Annotated in this window: 17 protein-coding genes; 5 read left to right on the forward strand and 12 right to left on the reverse strand. The window is 62.5% G+C overall.

Annotated elements, in window-relative coordinates; translation table 11 throughout:
• Positions 1–5: 5 nt before the first annotated feature.
• The 3 genes from GF111_RS05205 to rlmF form a co-directional block, all read right to left on the reverse strand.
• A complete protein-coding gene (locus GF111_RS05205; RefSeq protein WP_038880511.1) occupies positions 6–575 on the reverse strand; it encodes a TetR/AcrR family transcriptional regulator in 570 nt (189 codons plus the stop codon).
• Between the two features lie 188 nt (positions 576–763).
• Positions 764–2068 (reverse strand): PAS domain-containing methyl-accepting chemotaxis protein, encoded by a 1305-nt coding sequence (locus GF111_RS05210; protein ID WP_047728222.1) that lies wholly within the window; start codon positions 2066–2068, stop codon positions 764–766.
• A 295-nt stretch (positions 2069–2363) separates the two neighbouring features.
• The gene (rlmF, locus tag GF111_RS05215) at positions 2364–3329 is read right to left on the reverse strand and encodes a 23S rRNA (adenine(1618)-N(6))-methyltransferase RlmF (protein ID WP_168653910.1); all 966 of its coding nucleotides are present in this window, start codon (positions 3327–3329) and stop codon (positions 2364–2366) included.
• A 118-nt stretch (positions 3330–3447) separates the two neighbouring features.
• Between rlmF and GF111_RS05220 the strand changes: the two genes are divergently transcribed.
• Together GF111_RS05220 and GF111_RS05225 are read left to right on the forward strand one after the other, a co-directional pair.
• Positions 3448–4077: a flavin reductase family protein gene (locus GF111_RS05220; protein WP_038880516.1), complete on the forward strand. Its 630-nt coding sequence runs from the start codon at positions 3448–3450 to the stop codon at positions 4075–4077.
• A gap of 167 nt (positions 4078–4244) precedes the next feature.
• Positions 4245–4505 (forward strand): YdgH/BhsA/McbA-like domain containing protein, encoded by a 261-nt coding sequence (locus GF111_RS05225; protein WP_015377148.1) that lies wholly within the window; start codon positions 4245–4247, stop codon positions 4503–4505.
• A 72-nt stretch (positions 4506–4577) separates the two neighbouring features.
• Here the strand turns inward: GF111_RS05225 and GF111_RS05230 are convergent, their stop codons facing one another.
• On the reverse strand, positions 4578–5078 hold the full coding sequence (locus GF111_RS05230) for a hypothetical protein (protein ID WP_224217818.1): 501 nt from the start codon (positions 5076–5078) through the stop codon (positions 4578–4580).
• 220 nt (positions 5079–5298) lie between these two features.
• On the opposite strand from GF111_RS05230, the gene GF111_RS05235 reads away from it, so the two are divergent.
• Positions 5299–5934: a carbonic anhydrase gene (locus tag GF111_RS05235; RefSeq protein ID WP_004939270.1), complete on the forward strand. Its 636-nt coding sequence runs from the start codon at positions 5299–5301 to the stop codon at positions 5932–5934.
• A 63-nt stretch (positions 5935–5997) separates the two neighbouring features.
• On the opposite strand, the gene GF111_RS05240 is transcribed toward GF111_RS05235, so the two are convergent.
• The 4 genes from GF111_RS05240 to GF111_RS05255 are packed head-to-tail and all read right to left on the reverse strand — an operon-like array spanning position 5998 to position 11009.
• Positions 5998–7854 carry a M3 family metallopeptidase gene (locus GF111_RS05240; protein WP_147191301.1) on the reverse strand — a complete coding sequence of 619 codons (1857 nt, stop codon included), beginning with the start codon at positions 7852–7854 and terminating at the stop codon, positions 5998–6000.
• 46 nt (positions 7855–7900) lie between these two features.
• A complete protein-coding gene (gene ybiB / locus GF111_RS05245; RefSeq protein ID WP_047728231.1) occupies positions 7901–8860 on the reverse strand; it encodes a DNA-binding protein YbiB in 960 nt (319 codons plus the stop codon).
• Positions 8861–8898: 38 nt separating this feature from the next.
• On the reverse strand, positions 8899–9528 hold the full coding sequence (locus GF111_RS05250; protein WP_048233070.1) for an FMN-binding negative transcriptional regulator: 630 nt from the start codon (positions 9526–9528) through the stop codon (positions 8899–8901).
• A gap of 56 nt (positions 9529–9584) precedes the next feature.
• Complete coding sequence (locus GF111_RS05255) at positions 9585–11009, reverse strand: MFS transporter (protein ID WP_038880530.1); 1425 nt, start codon at positions 11007–11009, stop codon at positions 9585–9587.
• A gap of 99 nt (positions 11010–11108) precedes the next feature.
• Here GF111_RS05255 and GF111_RS05260 point away from each other — a divergent pair, with 99 nt between their 5' ends.
• Positions 11109–11948, forward strand: a complete 840-nt coding sequence (locus tag GF111_RS05260) for a helix-turn-helix transcriptional regulator (RefSeq protein ID WP_055316062.1) — start codon at positions 11109–11111, stop codon at positions 11946–11948.
• Here GF111_RS05260 and GF111_RS05265 read toward each other — a convergent pair.
• The 4 genes from GF111_RS05265 to prpB form a co-directional block, all read right to left on the reverse strand.
• On the reverse strand, positions 11945–12574 hold the full coding sequence (locus GF111_RS05265; RefSeq protein ID WP_147191634.1) for a LysE family translocator: 630 nt from the start codon (positions 12572–12574) through the stop codon (positions 11945–11947). The genes GF111_RS05260 and GF111_RS05265 overlap by 4 nt on opposite strands.
• 79 nt (positions 12575–12653) lie before the next feature.
• Positions 12654–14105, reverse strand: coding sequence for a bifunctional 2-methylcitrate dehydratase/aconitate hydratase (locus GF111_RS05270; RefSeq protein ID WP_147191638.1), 1452 nt, complete (start codon positions 14103–14105; stop codon positions 12654–12656).
• Positions 14106–14155: 50 nt separating this feature from the next.
• Entirely contained in the window at positions 14156–15319 is a 1164-nt protein-coding gene (prpC, locus tag GF111_RS05275) for a 2-methylcitrate synthase (protein WP_038880540.1), read from the reverse strand.
• A gap of 33 nt (positions 15320–15352) precedes the next feature.
• On the reverse strand, positions 15353–16243 hold the full coding sequence (gene prpB, locus GF111_RS05280) for a methylisocitrate lyase (protein ID WP_016928535.1): 891 nt from the start codon (positions 16241–16243) through the stop codon (positions 15353–15355).
• A gap of 370 nt (positions 16244–16613) precedes the next feature.
• Between prpB and prpR the strand changes: the two genes are divergently transcribed.
• Positions 16614–18215: a propionate catabolism operon regulatory protein PrpR gene (gene prpR / locus GF111_RS05285; RefSeq protein ID WP_080491359.1), complete on the forward strand. Its 1602-nt coding sequence runs from the start codon at positions 16614–16616 to the stop codon at positions 18213–18215.
• Positions 18216–18218: the final 3 nt, after the last annotated feature.

An 18218-nucleotide genomic window follows, 5' to 3' on the forward strand; every position in this document is an offset into this window, starting at 1 on the left:
CTCGACTAGGGATGCCGGTAGAGCAGCTGTTCCAACAGCCGCACCGGCGTGGTCTCCTCCGGCGCAGACGACGCAAAGATCGCCTGCCGCCAGGCCTGACTTTCGATCACGTCCAGCACCAGCTGCGCGAGCGGTAACGGCGCTATCGCCGGTGCAATCTCACCGGTTTGCTGAGCCTCGGCGATAACCGTCGCCAGCGCCTCAATCAGCTGCCGCTGGTTAGCGCCGAACGGCTCGGCCAACGCCGGGGTGCGTGCCACCTCCGCCACGATCTCAGCCGACAGCTGCACATTGGCCGGCTCGGCGACAAAAGCGTGATAGGCGGTAAAAAATGCCGACAGCGCCTGCTTCGGCCGCTTTCTGTCGGCCCGCAATCCGGCGGCAAACTCGGTGAATACGCCGTTTTCCAGCAGCGCAATCTCGCCGATCAACGCCTCCTTGCCGGTAAAGTGGTTATAGAGGTTGCCGACGCTGACGCCCGCCGCCTGCGCGATATCCCGCATGCTGGTCTGGTGAAATCCCTTCTGGGTAAAGCTGTGCAGCGCGGCCTCGACAATCTTTTCTCGGTTTCCCATCGGCAACTCCCGAAACGGTGAAGGGGGGCGCCTGGCGCCATCGAATGAACATGAACTAATGAACGAACGTTCGTTCATATTTAAGGATAGCATAGGCCGGTAAAATTGAACCGCGGCTCAACGGCGTACGAATCGGCGGGAAGATAAAAAACGCCGCCCCCGTTTTTGGCGGGCGGCGTGATGAAAACTCAGTGCAGCGCGTCGCTCTGCTTCACCGACGTAAACGCCTGCATCAGTTTCACGACGTCGTGCATGCCGATGTTGACCTGGTTGATCACTTCCCCGGCATCATGGGTCAGCGCCACGCCGCCGCCGGCCTGCTCTACGCAGGTTGCCATGCCGGCAATCGCCGCCGCCACGCCTTGCTGGATAGATTTGGTCATGCGTTCGATCTCGGTCGCCGCCTTGCGCGACTGTTCCGCCAGCGTGCGCACTTCGTTGGCCACCACGGCAAAACCGCGCCCGTGCTCACCGGCATGGGCGGCTTCGATCGAGGCGTTAATCGCCAGCAGGTTGGTTTGGGAGGCGATTTTACGAATGGCTTCGACGATGGTGCCGATCTGCTGAGAACACTTGCCCAGCTCGGTGACCACGTCCGAGGTTTCGCGCGCCGCCGCTTCAACCTGCTGCATGCCTTTCACTGCCTGCTGCACGATGATCGCGCCCTGCGCCGCCTGCCGATCGGTATCGAGCGACAGATGATGCGCGTTGCGTACCATCTCTTCTTCATGCTGCTGCTGTTGCATCAGCCGGGTGATGTCCTGAGCAATCTTTACCACCTTCACCACCTGGCCTTCGCTGTCGAGGATCGGGTTGTAGCTGGCCTCCAGCCATACCCGTTCGCCGCGCCGGTTGAGGCGCTCAAAACGCCCGGTAATGAACTCGCCGCGCGCCAGGCGCTGCCAATGCCGCCGATAATCGTCGGAAGCGGCGAACTCCGGCGGGCACAGCACCGCATGCGACTGCCCGCACGCCTCTTCCAGCCGATAGCCCATCAGCGCCAGCATATTGTCGTTGGCGCTGACAATGGTGCCCTGCGGCGTGAAAGCGATCATCGCCATCGAGCGATTCAGCGCCGCCAGCAGGCTGCGGTGTTCCTGCGCCTGGGTCACTCGCTCGGTCACTTCGCTGGCGATCTTGACGATTTCCACCACCTTACCCTGTTTATTCAGCACCGGTGCATAGGTGCCCTGCAGCCATACCGCCTCGCCGTTTTTCGCGATGCGTTTTATGGTGTCCGTGATGGGTTGGCCCTTATTCAGCGTCTCCCAATGCTTGCGATATAACGGGCTGGCGACATAGTTCGGATCGCAGAAAATACGGTGATGTCGGCCAATCACGTCATCGCGTTGAAATCCCAGCGTGCTGAGGAAAAGATCGTTGGCGCGCAATACCGTGCCGTCGGGTGAGAATACGATCATCGGAACGGCGTGTTCTATCGCGCTCAGTTCGGCGCCTTTGTGGGTAGTTAACTGACTGAATCGTAACAGCATAAGGTGTAGTCCTTGTGGCAGATGATGGCGCTTTTCTTATTTTTGCCTGGCCACATGCCGCGCCCACACGCAGACGTGCCATCGCGGAAGGAACGGGCAGCGTCGTTCCTTCTGGTTATTGCTATTAACCGGATTAAATTTATTTATTCAGTAAAGTAATTATTAGAATTTAAATAAACCAATAGCCTAAGATTTTTATTATTAAACCCGTATTGAGAATAACGTAAGTGATGAAAATTGAAAGGTAAAATGCGGATTTTTGTCGGCGCCGTCAGGATAACCGGCGCCGGAAGGGTTAGCGCCAGCGTTCGGCTGCCCAGGCGGCCTGTTGCTCGGCGTCGTGGAAGGTCCAGGCGACGAAGCGGCTGATCTTTTGCCCCTGCGCCATCTCGATGGTGCGTACCTCGGCCGCGCCCGCCACGTTCAGCGCATGGTAAATGGCCGGCAGCGTGGTGTTTTTCGAGATGAGTGAGGTAAACCACAGGCAGTTGTTGGCCTTGCCGACGCTCTCTTCCACCATCTTGCGCACGAAGGCCTCTTCGCCGCCTTCGCACCACAGCTCGTTGTTCTTGCCGCCGAAGTTTTGCACCGGCTTGGCGGCCACTTCCCCTTTGCCCAATTTATGCAGCTTGCGGCGGGTGCTGGCGCGCGCTTCCTGCTCGGACGCATGAAACGGCGGGTTGCATAGGGTGGCGTCGAATTTCTCGGCCGCGCCGATGATGCCGCTAAAAATCAGCTCAGGCTGTTTTTGCAGCCGCAGACGCACGCTGTTACGCAGCGTCGGGTTCATCTCGACGATCATCTTGGCCGAGTTGAGCGACACCGGATCGATTTCAGACCCGGTGAAACGCCAGCCGTATTCGCGCAGGCCGACGATCGGGTAGATGCAGTTGGCGCCGACGCCGACGTCGAGGATCGCCACGCCCTTGCCGCGCGGGATCTCGCCGCCGTTGCTGGTCGCCAGCAGATCCGCCAGGTGGTGCAGATAGTCGGCGCGGCCGGGGATCGGCGGGCACAGGTAGTCCGCCGGAATATCCCAGTGCTCAATGCCGTAAAAGTGTTGCAGCAACGCACGGTTGAGCATTTTCACCGCCGCCGGATCGGCGAAGTCCACCGAGACATCGCCCCAGGCGTTCGGCTTCACGAACGGTGCCAGCGCCGGGCAGCTGGCGATCAGCGCCGGGAAGTCGTAGCGCGAACGATGACGGTTGCGCGGATGCAGGCCGCTTTTCTGCTGCGGGAAGGTTTTCTTTTTTTCCACCGTGACGGGCTCTCTTGAAGGTATTTCCGATGCGTAAGATAACACATCCCGCCCGCAATGGCGCAGCGGCGGGAAACCCGGCACAATGAAAGCTTCATCGATTGCCACAGGGTCCCCCATGAGCCGTGAATCTCGTTATTATTATGAACCCGCCGCCGGCCACGGCCTGCCGCACGATCCGCTGAACGCCATCGTCGGCCCGCGCCCCATCGGCTGGATCTCTTCCCGCAGCGCCGCCGGCTTGCGCAATCTGGCGCCCTACAGCTTTTTCAACTGCTTCAACTATCGCCCGCCCATCATCGGTTTCGCCAGCACCGGCTGGAAAGACAGCGTGGCGAATATCGTGGAAACCGGTGAGTTCGTTTGGAACCTGGCGACGCGCCCGCTGGCGGAAGCGATGAACAACAGTTCCATCACCCTGCCGCGCGGTGAGGACGAATTCGCCTTCGCCGGCGTTACGCCGCTGCCCGGGCGCCGGGTCAAAGCCGAGCGCGTGGCCGAAAGCCCGGTGAACTTCGAATGCCGGTTGACCCAGTGCATTCAGCTGCAAACCGCTGCCGGGGAACAGGTGGAAACCTGGCTGATATTGGGCGAAGTGGTGGCGGTGCACCTCGATCCGGCGCTGCTGGACGAACACGGCGTCTACCAGACCGCCGCCGCCGAACCGATCCTGCGCGCCGGCGGCCCGACCGCCTACTATGGCATTTCCGAACAGCACCGTTTCGATCTGGCGCGCCCGACGCGCTGATCGTCTCTCCCCGTTTAGGCAGAAGATGAACGGGGAATAAATAATCAAAAAATCTGAACAAAACTATCAACACTCTCCGATTTCATCCCGCCTGTCACTGCGCAATAATCTTCCCATCGAAAGGCAACCCCCTTTCTCCCTAATTCACTTTGACAGGAATGACGAACATGAAAACCATCAAAACTTTTGCTGCTGCTATCGCCCTGGCCACCGTTTCTTTCACCACTTTCGCCGCTGAGCACGTCAGCGCCCAGGATGCCGCCCAATTCGAAAAAGCCGGCGTGATCGTCGCCAGCGGCGCAACCGACCTGAGCAGCCTGAAGTCTCAACTGGCCGCCAAAGCCGATGCGGCAGGCGCCAAGGCCTTCACCATCACCTCCACCAGCGGTAACAACCTGATGCACGCCACCGCGGTTATCTACAAATAATCACCGCCCCAGACGTCAAAAAGCCCGCCGGCTATCACCCCGGCGGGCTTTTTTATTTTATGTTCAAGTGCATTAGCGCTGAATGGGTACGACAGCGAGTTTCTTACCTGGCCCTTCCAAGCCAGCCATCCGTTTGTTACGACGCCACTCTTCTCGACTAAAACGAATAAGTAAAAAGTAGTCGGCAAGGATGGAGGCCTGCTGCTCCATTCCGTAATCAGCGAGAGTGTTATAGTTGGGAAGAGAGTATTCATAAGTTGCCGCCCAGCTCATGGTGCCTCTGAGCAACACATTCATCTTCATTTGATACTGCCAAACATGCGCCATTTCATGGATAAACCAATGTTGAAAACCCGCGCTCTCTCTTGAATAATCTTCACGAAAATTCTTTGGAGTGAAATAAATTTCGCCGTTCGGTGTAACGGCCGTATTGTCATTTTGCAAACCAAAAGGGAAATAACCCGCGTTATGCACACTCACCCTCGAGTAATCGATAGCATTCTTAAAAATGATCTGGGCAACTCCTATCTCACCCACGGTGAGCTTTCGCGCCATTCCTTTAGCCGTAATCATATCGTCAGCTCCATTGACAAGTGAAAAAACACCCTTCCGCTTCGTCAGCCCCCCCCGACACGTAAACGAACCGGACAATGCTGCCGAAAACGGGTAGAAACCCCGTATTTAATGGGGTTTGCAGGAGGGATGAGCACACATTTTTTTACCACCCCATTGCTGGACTAACGGGAGAGGATGATTATCATGTTACGCAGACTACAGATGCAGAGAGCGTTGTATGCAACATATCATTGAAGGTTTCCTCAGTTTCCAGAAAGAGATTTTCCCGCAGCGTAAGGAACTCTTTCGCAGCCTGGCCTCCAGCCAAAATCCTAAAGCGCTGTTTATCTCCTGTTCTGACAGCCGCCTGGTGCCCGAGTTGGTGACGCAGCAAGAGCCTGGGCAACTGTTCGTTATCCGCAACGCCGGTAACATCGTCCCTTCCTTTGGCCCGGAGCCGGGTGGGGTTTCTGCGACTATCGAATACGCGGTGGTGGCGCTGGGCGTGACTGATATTGTGATTTGTGGCCACTCGAACTGTGGCGCCATGAAGGCTATCGCGTCCTGCCAATGCCTCGACCCTATGCCTGCCGTTGCCCACTGGCTGCACTACGCGGATGCGGCCAAAGCGGTGGTCGAGAAGAAAACCTGGAATAGCGAAACAGACAAAGTTAACGCTATGGTGGAAGAGAACGTTATCGCCCAGCTAAATAATATCAAAACCCACCCTTCTGTTGCGGTGGGTCTGCGCAACAGCGGGCTGCGCCTGCACGGCTGGGTGTACGACATCGAAAGCGGCGAAATTCGTACGCTGGACAGAAACACCAAGAGCTTCGTTTCCCTGGCCGATAATCCCGACGTCTATTTCGAATAAAATAACGCCCGGTTTTAACCATTAAATAAAATCCACGCTGCCGCGTGGATTTTATCGTCAGCCTTAAACCAAACGCGCCTCTATCGCCGCGGCGAAGTCGCGGCACATCCGTTCGTCACCGTCGGCGTTATCCGCCAATACCGTCTCGCCGTCCACCACCCGAATGTGCGCCTCCAAATCGAAATCCGCCGGCGGCTGCGGGCGCGCGGCGGCGGCGGCCATCGTCTGCTGCGCCTCGCGCCACGCCTGCGCCACCGTCTGGTTACAGGCCTGCGCCAGAGAGTCCGGGTTGAACCCTTCGCCGGTCAGGCTGCGCAGCGTGTCGTCATGGCTGACGCTGTTGCCCGGCAACCAGTAGTGTTGCGCCAGATCCGGGCCAATGGCCGGGTTGTCCGTCAGGTAACCGTCGCGCTGCAGGAAGAACTGGCGGGTTTGTTCCACCGCCATCATCGCCAGCAGATAGCCCTGGTAAGAGCAGGCGGACTCCAGCGACAGCAGATGCGGGATCGCCAGCGTCGGGCGCGGGCTGCCGCTGATGCCGAGGATCTTTTGCTCGACCTCGCGCGCCAGCGCGGTGATGGCTTCCGGCGTGCGCTGCTCGTCATCCCACTGATACAGCGCCCACTCGAAGTACGGCACCAGCAGGATATGGCGTTCGTTGAACGCGCGCATCGGCTGGCGCGCCGCGATGCCGGCTTCGATCAGCGCATCGGGCACCGCTTCGCCGGCGGCGTTTTTCGCATAGCATTTCAACCAGTCGGCGTCGTCCAGCAGGCTGTCGCAGAACATCGACTGGGTTTCGGCATAGGCCATTGAAGTCGGCGGGAACTCCTGCGAGAAGCACGGCGCATTCTGGCGAATGTTGGCGAAATGCGCCGCGTGGCCGCCTTCGTGGAACAGGGTGTTGAGCCCGTAAGCGCCGCTGCCCACCTGCCCCGGCTGCGCCAGGCTGGTGAAGTTGATGCGCGCCGGCACCCATTCCCCCTGGCGCACAAACGGCGGCACCGGGCCGTGCATAAAGCCGTTCTCATACTTGCCTTTGCGCACCAGCAGATCGAGGTTCATCTCGGCGCCGCCAAAGCCGATGTGCAGGCGTTTGAAGCTGTCGACCCAGCGTTCCAGCGAACGCGAGAACGGGAAGTAAGGATCCAGTTGGCGGGTGACGTCGCCGGCGCTGGCGAAGCGCACGTTCCACGGCTCCAGCGCCTGGCTGCCCTTGTCGGCCGCCAGCTGCTGCAGGCTGCGCGCGTTGGCCTCGCGGGTTTCCCGCTCGAAACGATCCAGAATGGCGAACAGCTGCTCCGGCGTCATGCGCTCGGTTTTGTTCACCTTGTAGTCGAAATAGTTGCGATAGCCCATCTGGCGCGCAAAGCGGTTGCGTAAGCCAATCAGCGCCGGCAGGCCGTTATGCAGCAGCCATTGCTCCAGATCGCGCAGCGCCTGCTGCGAGCTGCGGCGATAGTCTTCGTTCGGGTTGGTCGCCTGGTTGGTCAACAGCTCGCCGAGCGAGGCAGCCACCCGCTGGCCCTCGGCGTTCAGGTGCGTGACCTGGTAGCCCTTGCGGCGCGAGTAGAGATCGGATTCGGCGTGGATGATCTGATCCAACAGCGCCTGCGCCTGCGGATCTTCAATGGTGTTACAGTCGAAGAAACGCAGCCAGCCTTGCAGGCCGTGGATCAGCGCATCGCGCTGCGCCTCCTGCGGCAGCGTTTCCAATCCGGCCAGCAGATGGCGGATCTCCGCCAGCCGGCGCGGTTCGGCGATAAAGCGCTTATAGGCGCTTTCCGCGGCGGAAAAGCGCGCCGACACGTCTTCACCGCCGGTGCCCATGTAGTTTTGCCAGAACAGATCTTCTTTGGCGCGGTGTACGTCGAGGTAATCCTGGTTCAATTGATTGAAGTAATCGAGAGCCTGTTGCATAACCGTCCTTCTCAGCCGATGAGGAAATATCCCAGTATAGTCGCACTCAGGCCTGATGTAGGCGCTGCAGCCCCTGTTCCAGCGTCTCGCTCTCGCCGGCGGCCACCAGGCAACAGGCGATCTGCCGCTGGATGGCCTGCGGGATCGCCACCTCGCCCGCCAGGCAGCGCTCGGTCCAGCGCGCGGTGGTTTCCGCGTTTTTCGCCGCCGGCAACGTCGGCGTTTCATCCTGCAAGGTGCGCTCCAGCAACACGCGCTGTTCGCCGCCGGCAATATAGTGAATCTGCGGGCAGCGCAGCGGGTTGGCGTAGGCTTCGCCTTCCGTGCCGTGCATCAACAGCCCGCGAGCGCCGATCTGGCGGAAAAACGACGCCACCCGGCCGACATACTCCGGGTGCGAGACGCTGGCGAGGCGCAGCGCATCCTGTTCGCCGAACGGCGTCGCCAGCTTGGCCAGCGTATGGGCGCTGTTGCGCACCCCCATGCGCCAACGCAGCCCGAGCTGACGCGCCAGCGGCGCCGACAGCGCGGAAACCGGCATGAATACCGCTTCGCCGTTATCGAGACGCTGCTGGGCGTGAGCGGCCTGCTCCGACCACGGCAGCCCCAGGGCGCGAAAAATCTCGGCGCTGGTCACGCGGGTACTGTCGTCCAGCACGCCGTGCACCACCACCGGCAGGCCCACTTTCGCGAGCAGCAGCGCCAGCAGCGGCGTCAGGTTGGCCTGCTTGCGCGCGCCGTTGTAGCTCGGCAGCACCACCGGCAGCGGCCGCCCCTGCGGCGCCTGCAGCGGCAACACCTGCTGCTGCATCGCCTGGTAGAAGCCCAGCATCTCCTCTTCGGCCTCCCCCTTGATGCGCAGCGCGATCAGAATGCCGCCCAGCTCCAGCTCGGGGACCGCCCCGGCCAGCATCGCCTGATACAGCTCAAAAGCGGTCTGCCGGTCCAGGTCGCGCGCATGATTTTTGCCGCGGCCTATTTCTTTGATAATTTTGGTGTAATCCATCCGAAGGTTCCCCTTGCTCACTCTTCGGTTAGCATACCCTATCCGCGCCGCCGCTCAACCTCCGCCGCCAGCCGCCGCTGCGTTTCATCGCCATCGCTCAGCCCGGCGATCACCCCATCGGCATCGTCGGCGCTGCGGTTTTGGCTCATCTTCCATTTGCCTTCGCGCCGGGTGACGGCGATCTCGATACCGACGATGCCTTTAAGCTGCGCGGCGATGTAGTTGGCCGGCGCGTCGTCGAGCCGCCAGGGCGCCGGGCGGCGCCCTTCCTGTTGCGCCGTCAGGTCGATCAGCTGGCGGCGCAGCCAGGCCGGGTCGTCCATCACCGTCGGCACGCCATACAGCTGCACCACGCTGTAATTCCAGGTCGGCACCACTTTGCCGGTCTGGCGCTTGCTCGGGTACCAGCCGGGCGACACATAACCTTCCGCGCCCTGAAAAATCACCAGGCATTCCGCCGCGTACTGCAGCCGCCGCCAGTGCTCGTTGGCGCGCGACAGGTGCGCCCGCAACCGGATCTGCCCCTGTTCGACATCGGCCAGAAACGGCAGCGGATCGGCCGTCAATCCCTGCTCGCCGTGGCTGACCAATAGCCCCAGCGGGTGGGCGCGCACCAGCGCCAGTTGGGCATCCAAATCGTCTTCGCGAAATGCGGCGGGTTGAAACATCAGTGTGGCTCCTTACGCTCTCTCATCATGACGACAGTAAAGCACCCGCCGGCGGCCTACTTAAGATCCGCTTTCTGACTATTTCGAGTGATCCGGTTTAACAAGATCAGGGCAATGCCCATCGCCAACAGATTAAATACCATAGCGCCGGCAAAGGCCTGCGCATAGCGTTCCGCCGCGCCGCCGTTCGCCAGCAGCGGCACGAAGCCGACGCCGCTGACCACGATGCCGAGCGCGCCTCCCACCTGCTGCACGGTGGCAACCAGGCCCGCCGCCATGCCCGCCTGCCGCTCCTGCGCCAAACCGAGCACCAGATTCAGCAGCGGCGTCATGCTCAGCGCCTGGCCGAATCCCAGCACCACCAACCCCGGCAGCAGCCGCAGCGGATGCGCCAGCGCTGCGCCCCACAGCGCCTGGGCCATCAACAGCGCCAACCCGGCGGCGTAAATCGCTACGCCCACGCTCAGTACGCCGTTGCCCCAACGCAGCGCCAACCGAGGCGCCAGCATCGACGCCAGCATAAAGGCCGCGCTGGCCGGGGCGAACAGGCTGCCCGCCTGAAAAGGCGTCAGCCCCGCCCCCGCCTGCAGCAGCAGCGCGAAGCACAAGAAAAACGAGGAAGCGGTGGCATAAATCGCCAGCACCACCGCCATACCCGGCGCGAAGCCTGCCTGGCGTAACAGCGCCGGATCGAGTACCGCATCACCACCGCGCCGCGCCAGACGGCGCTCCCAACGCAGGAAGCCCCACAGCGTCACCATCGCCAACGCCAGCATCGGCGCTATCCACCACGGCCAGCCGCGCGCCGGCCCCTCCAGCAGCGGCAGCAGCAACAGCGACAGGCCGGTCGCCGCCAGCCACAGGCCAACGCCGTCCAGCCGCTGCGCCTGCGCCACCCGCGATTCGGGAATGCGCCGCGCCGCCCACAACGCCAGCGCGCCGATCGGCAAATTGATCAGAAAGATCATGCGCCAACCGCTGCCGAACAGGTTGGCCTCGATGATAAATCCGCCGAGGATCTGGCCGAAGATCGCCGCCAATCCCAGCGTCATGCCCAGCCAGGCGAAGGCGCGCCGCCGCTGTTGCGGCACGTACAACACCCGCATCAAGGCATAGATCTGCGGGAACAGCAGCGCCGCCGCCGCCCCCTGCAGGATACGCGCCGCGATCAGCAGGTTGAGCGATCCCGCCAGCCCGCACAGCAGAGAGCTCAGCGTAAATCCCAACATGCCGAGGCTGAACAGACGCCGGCGCCCGAAGCGATCCCCCAGGCGCCCACCGGCGATCAGCAGCACCCCGAACGCCAGTTCATAGCCGGCGACGATCAAACCGACACCGGCGAAATCGGCGGCGAACTGCCGCTGGATCACCGGCGCCGCCACGTTGACCACAAACAGATCAAACACCGTGACGAAGCCGCCCAACAGCAGTACCGGCAGGCCGGGCAATGCCCGCCGTTCACGAGATAATGAATGTTCCATACCACCTCCAGCGATTATGATGGCCGCAGTATGGAACAGGGTTTAAACTGTTACTATATAGCCAGTTATACTATTACTAACAGCAACAGGACGGCCGCCATGCCCCCACGTACCCTCGAGCGCACCCGCCACGAACTGGCGGATTTTCTACGTCAAAAGCGAGAACAGCTGTCGCCGGAAGCGGTCGGTTTGCCGAGCGGTAGCCGCCGCCGCACGCCGGGATTGCGGCGCGAGGAGGTCGCGGCGCTGGCCGGCGTCGGCCTCACCTGGTACACCTGGCTGGAACAAGGCAGGGAAATCAATGCGTCGGTGGCATTTTTGGAAAACCTGGCGCGAGTGCTACAGCTCGACGCCGCCGGCCGCTACCACCTGTTTTTATTGGCGCATCAGCGCCCGCCGGTACCGGTCGGCCATCAGTGGTGCCAGGTCTCGCCGCTGGTACGGCGGCTGCTGGACGACCTGCCGCTGCGGCCGGCCTACGTCATGAACCTGAGTTGGGATATCATCGCCTGGAACCCGGCGGCGCAGCGGCTGTTCGCCATCGGTGAACGCCCGGCGCAAGAGCGCAACATGTTGTGGATGCTGTTTGCCGATCCGCAGCTCAATGAACGCCTGTTGGAGTGGGAGGCGCAGGCGCCGCAAATCCTGGCCAGCTTCCGCCGCGACTACGCCCGCGCGCCGGAGGATGAGGTAATGCGCCAACGGGTACAGGCACTGGAGCGGGTATCGCCGCCGTTCCGCCGGCTCTGGCGGCAGCACGATATCCACGGACGCTGCCAGGGGCGGCGCAGCTTCACCCTCCCGGAAATCGGCCCGGTCACCTTTGACCACGCCTCTTTCATCGTCGACGAAGAGAATCACCTGCGGCTGGTGATGTACAGCGCGCTGCCGGACGATCCGGCCAGCGCGGCGTTTGAAGCGCTGCTGCGCGAGGGTTAGCGACGGCTGTCGAAAATGAGCTTGCAGGCCAGCCCGGCGAACACCCCGCTCAGCAGGTAGTTCGGCCAGCGGGCGCTGAAGCGGCGGCCGGCGAAGCGGCTTTTCATGCCGCTGACCGCCAGGATCACCCCGCCGTTAATCAGCAACCCCACCAGATTCAGCACCGTCGCCAGCGCCAGCATCTGCACCACCACCGAGCCTGAACGCGGATCGATAAACTGCGGGAACAGCGCCAGCACGAACAGCGCCATTTTCGGGTTGAGCATGTTGGTGAACAGCTCCTGGCGGAAAATGCGCGCCGTCGGCACCGCTTGCAACCCGGAGGAAGCCTGCAAACTGCTGCCGGATCGCAGCGTTTTCCACGCCAGATAGAGCAGATAGGCGGCGCCCAGCATTCTTACCGCGTCGTAGGCCAGCGGCACGGCGACGAACAGTTGCGACAACCCCAGCGCCGCCGCCAACGCGTGGCAATACGTGCCGAGCTGAATGCCCGCCAGCGAAGCGAAACCGGCGCGCCGCCCCTGGCTGACGCTGCGCGAAGCGATCAACAGCATATCCGGGCCTGGGGTCAGCGCCAGCGCCACGCAGGCACCGGAAAACAACAACAGCGTTGCGGCGTCAATCATGAATCACCTGATAAGAAGATGGACGGGAATGGAGCGTCCATCATAGCGACGCCGACGTGGCTTGTCAGCGTCGCTCGCGTCAGATCACCCACAGATCGAGATACTCGTTGACCGGCATCTGCGCCAGCCGCTGCCGGTCCAGCGACACCTCGAGAATGCGCTGCTGCTGCAGGGCCGGGAACTGGCGCGCCAGGTTGGTTTTGAACTTCTCGATCAGCAGAGGGATGCCCTCTTCGCGCCGCCGGGCATGTCCGATAGGGTACTCCACCGCCACCTCATCCAGGCGGCTGCCGTCGGCGAACTCCACCGTCAGCGCATTGGCGATCGAGCGTTTTTCCGGATCGTGATAATCGCGGGTGAAGGCGGGATCTTCATGGCAGCGGATCTTGCCGCGCAACGCGTCGATGCGCGGATCCTCGGCCACCCGATCCTCATAATCCGCCGCCGTCAGCCGGCCGAACAGCAGCGGGATCGCCACCATATACTGAATGCAGTGATCGCGATCCGCCGGGTTATCCAATGGCCCCTGCTTGTCGATAATACGCAGGCAGGCCTCGTGCGTGCGGATGCTCACCCTGGCGATGTCGGCGGCGGTTTTACCGGCGGCCTGCATCTGGCGGTGCAACGTCATGGCCGCCTCCACGGCGGTCTGGGCATGGAACTCCGCCGGGAACGAAATTTTAAACAGCACGTTCTCCATCACGTACGCGCCGTACGGCCGCTGGAAGCGGAAAGGCTTGCCGTTGAAAGAGACGTCGTAGAACCCCCAGGTCGGCGCCGTCAGCGCCGAGGGGTAGCCCATCTCGCCGGTGGCGGCCATCAGCGCCAGCCGCACCGCGCGGGCGGTCGCATCCCCCGCCGCCCAGGATTTGCGGGTGCCGGCGTTCGGCGCGTGGCGATAGGTACGCAGCGACTGCCCGTCCACCCACGCCAGCGACACCGCGTTCAGGATCTCCGCCCGGCTCAGGCCGAGCAGCTGCGCCACCACCGCGGTGGACGCTACCTTCACCAGCAGCACGTGATCCAACCCCACCCGGTTGAAGGCGTTTTCCAGCGCCAGACAGCCCTGGATCTCATGCGCCTTGATCATGGCGATCAACACCTGCCGCATGGTCAGCGGCGCCTTGCCCACCGCCACCGCCTGGCGCGAGAGCCAGTCGGCCACCGCCAGGATCCCGCCCAGGTTGTCCGACGGGTGGCCCCACTCCGCCGCCAGCCAGGTGTCGTTGAAGTCGAGCCAGCGGATCATGGCGCCGATATTGAACGCCGCCTGCACCGGATCCAGCTGGAAGCGGGTGCCCGGCACCCGGGTGCCGTTCAGCACCTCGGCACCCGGCACCACCGGCCCCATCAGTTTCTTGCAGGCCGGATAGCTCAGCGCCTCCAGCCCGCAGCCGAGGGTATCGAGCAGGCAATAGTGGGCGGTGCGGTACGCCGCCGGGGTATCGACGGCCTCTTTCATCACATAATCGACGATATCGACCATTTCGCGATCGAACGGCGGACGGCGGGTATTGGCAGACTCAAGCATCATGATTCCCAAAGGCTCCATAGTGAAAACGACACGATAACGATCGGCGCTCAGCGCTGATCCAGCGGTACGAACGCCCGCGCTTCCGGCCCGGTATAGTTGGCGGACGGGCGAATGATTTTGTTGTCCTGCCGTTGCTCGATGATGTGCGCCGACCAGCCGCTCACCCGCGCCATGACAAACAGCGGCGTGAACATTTCGGTGGGCACCCCCAGCTGGTGATAAGACACCGCCGAGAACCAGTCGAGGTTGGGGAACATCTTTTTGGTGTCGCGCATCACGCTTTCCAGCCGATCGGCGATGTCATACAGCTTCATCGCCCCCGCTTCCTGCGACAGGCGCAGCGCGATCTCTTTGATCACCTGATGGCGCGGATCGGAGACGGTGTACACTGGGTGCCCGAAGCCAATCACCACCTCTTTGTTGTCGATGCGGCGGCGAATGTCGGCTTCCGCTTCTTCCGGCGTTTCATAGCGTTGCTGGATCTCCAGCGACACCTCGTTGGCGCCGCCGTGCTTCGGCCCTCGCAGCGCGCCAATGGCGCCGACGATCGCCGAATAGACGTCGGAGCCGGTGCCGGCGATCACTCGGCCGGCGAAGGTCGAGGCGTTGAACTCATGCTCGGCGTACAGGATCAAGGAAGCGTGCATCGCCTGTTCCCAGCTGGCGGAAGGCGCTTCGCCGTGCAGCAGGTGCAGGAAGTGGCCGCCGATGGAATCGTCGTCGGTCTCCGGCTGAATGCGCTCGCCGTTGTGGCTGTAGTGATACCAATACAGCAGCATCGATCCCAGCGAGGCCAGCAGCCGGTCGGCGATGTCGCGCGCGCCGGCCGCGCCATGCTGCTCTTTTTCCGGCAGCGTGCAGCCAAGGGCCGAGACGCCGGTGCGCATTACGTCCATCGGGTGAGACGCCGCAGGCAACGCCTCAAGCACCGTGCGCACGCTGGCGGGCAGGCCGCGCAGCGCTTTGAGACGGTGTTTGTAGGCCTGCAGCTCGTCGCGGTTGGGCAATTTGCCGTGGATCAGCAGGTGGGCAACCTCTTCAAACTCGCAGTGGCGCGCGAGATCGAGAATGTCGTAACCGCGGTAGTGCAGATCGTTGCCGCTGCGCCCTACGGAGCACAGCGCGGTATTTCCGGCGGGCACGCCGGATAACGCCACGGATTTTTTCGGCTTATCGCCAGTCGGGCTTTGCGCGGGGATCGCTTGGCTCATACTGTCCTCATTTGGCTTCTGCGTGAATGGCGCTTATTCGTCGCGCTGGCGAGCGAACAGAGCGTCGAGTTTCTCTTCGAACAAATAGTAGTTGATGCTTTCGTACAGCTCGTTGCGGGTCTGCATGGTGTCGATGACGCTTTTCTGCGTGCCCTCTTCGCGCAGGGCACGGTATACCCGCTCCGCCGCGCGGTTCATCGCCCGGAAGGCCGACAGCGGATACAGCGCCATATCCACCCGGGCGCTGCGCAGCTCGTCGGTGGTAAACAGCGGCGTCGCGCCGAATTCGGTGATGTTGGCGAGGATCGGCACCTGCGTCGCCTCGGCAAAGCGGCGGTACATGCCCAGTTCGGTGATCGCTTCCGGGAACAGCATGTCGGCCCCGGCCGCCACGTAAGCCTGAGCGCGCTCGATGGCCGCCTCCAGCCCCTCCACCGCCAGCGCGTCGGTGCGCGCCATGATCACGAAGTCCGGATCGCTGCGCGCATCCACCGCCGCCTTGATGCGATCCACCATCTCTTCGGTGGAGACGATGGCCTTATTGGGGCGATGGCCGCAGCGCTTGGCGCCGACCTGATCTTCGATATGCAGCGCCGCCGCCCCGGCCTTGCTCACCGATCGCACCGTGCGGGCGACGTTGAACGCCGAAGCGCCGAAACCGCTGTCCACATCCACCAGCAGCGGCAGCGGGCAAACGTCGGTGATGCGGCGAATGTCGGTCAGCACATCGTCCAGGGTCGAAATACCCAGATCCGGCAGCCCCAGCGAACCGGCCGCCACGCCGCCGCCGGAAAGGTAGATGGCCTGGAATCCGGCCCGCTGGGCCAACAGCGCATGGTTGGCGTTGATCGCGCCGGCGATTTGCAGGGGTTTTTCTTTACTCAGGGCCTGACGAAAGGCGAGCCCGGGTGAGCGCAGCGTCATGACGTTTTCTCCGATTAGCCAGATGAAACAGACAGAGCAAGGGGCGGGCCAGGTTGTACTTCGGTGAGGGAAAAAATTAAACGCGATAAAAATAAGTGAGTTACAACCTATTCAGCGCCATTTTCCTGGCAAAGGGGTAAAAAACGTTTCAGTTAACGTTTCAATCGCTGTTTCACGCAGTAAATTTGAAACATAACTGAAACCGGGCTACACCTATACCCTAAATAGTTGAAGTTGCATCAAGGCGGCAAGCCTGTAAGTCCCCAGGAACATAGACAACTATGTGACTGGGGCGCACAGGCGCAGCCAACAAAGAGGCAGCTTCAAGTATGACGGGTATAATGCAGCCTCTTCCATTCGGTAACCCACCATGAGCGATCACGTCACGCCGCCCCGCACGCCGGACAAACCGGTGATCTGGACCGTCTCCATCACCCGCCTGTTCGATCTGTTCCGGGACATCAGCCTCGAATTCGACCATCTGGCAACCATCATCCCGATCCGCCTCGGCTTTGAGGAGGCGGTGCAGCACATCCGCGCCCGCCTGGCGACCGAGCCTTGCGACGCCATCATCGCCGCCGGCTCCAACGGCGCCTACCTGAAAAGCCGCCTGTCGGTGCCGGTCATCCTGGTCAAGCCCGGCGGTTTCGATCTGCTGCAGGCGCTGAGCAAGGCGCGCAGAACCGCCGATCGGATCGGCGTCATCACCTATAAAACCCCTCTGCCCGCGCTGATGGAGTTCCAGCAAACCTTCGATCTGCCGCTGGAGCAGCGCAGCTACGTCACCGAAGAGGATGCGCGCGGCCAGATCGCCGAGCTGAAAGCCACCGGCATTCAGGCCGTGGTCGGCGCCGGCCTCATCAGCGATCTGGCGGAAGAGGCCGGGCTCACCGCCATTTTTCTCTATTCCGCCGCCACCCTGCGCGCCGCCTTCAGCGATGCGCTGGACGTGACGCGCCTGATGCTGGGCGGCGGCAAACGCGGCGGCGATTACGCCGCGCGCAATACCCTGCAGCCGCGCTATGGGCTGGGCGATTTGCAGGGCGAGTCCCCGCAGATGGAGCAAACGCGGCGCACCATCATGCTGTACGCCCGCTCGCCGGCGGCGGTATTAATTGAAGGAGAAACCGGCACCGGCAAGGAGCTGGCGGCGCAGGCGCTCCACCGGGAATACTTTTCCCGGCGCGGCGCACCGGCCAGAGGCGCGACGCCGCCGTTCGTCGCCATCAACTGCGGCGCCATCGCCGAATCGTTGCTGGAGGCGGAGCTGTTCGGCTATGAGGAAGGCGCCTTTACCGGCTCACGGCGCGGCGGCCGACGCGGGCTGCTGGAAACCGCCAACGGTGGCACCCTGTTTCTGGATGAGATCGGCGAAATGCCGCTGCACCTGCAAACCCGGCTGCTGCGCGCGCTGGAAGAGAAGGCCGTCACCCGGGTCGGCGGGCAGCAGCCGGTGGCGGTCGACTTTCGCGTCATCAGCGCCACCCACAACCACCTGGAGCAGGCGATTCAACGGGGCGACTTTCGCGCCGATCTGTTCTACCGCCTGAGCGCCCTGCGGCTGCAGCTGCCGCCGCTGCGGGCGCGCGGCGACGATATCGCGATGCTGGCGGAACACTTTCTGAAACGGTCACTGGCGGCGCTCGACGTGCCGCTGACGGAGCCGCTGCGCGCCGCCCTGGCCGGCTGTTACGCCGCGCTGAATCATTACGCCTGGCCCGGCAACCTGCGCGAACTGCGCAACATGATGGAGCGGGTGGCACTGATGCTGAGCACCGGCGCCGCACCGAGCGGCGAGACGCTGCGGTGGCTGCTGCCGGAGCTGGCGGCGGGCACGCCGCCCGAGACGCCGCCAGCGCCCGTCTCCGCCCACGAAGCGCTGGCGCGATGTGGGGGCGACCACGCCGCCGCCGCCCGGTTGCTCGGGATCAGCCGCACCACCTTATGGCGCCGGTTGAAACACCCGGCCTGAGCA

The organism is Serratia sp. HRI (assembly GCF_010119335.3).
In the GTDB taxonomy this organism is placed as follows: domain Bacteria; phylum Pseudomonadota; class Gammaproteobacteria; order Enterobacterales; family Enterobacteriaceae; genus Serratia; species Serratia nevei.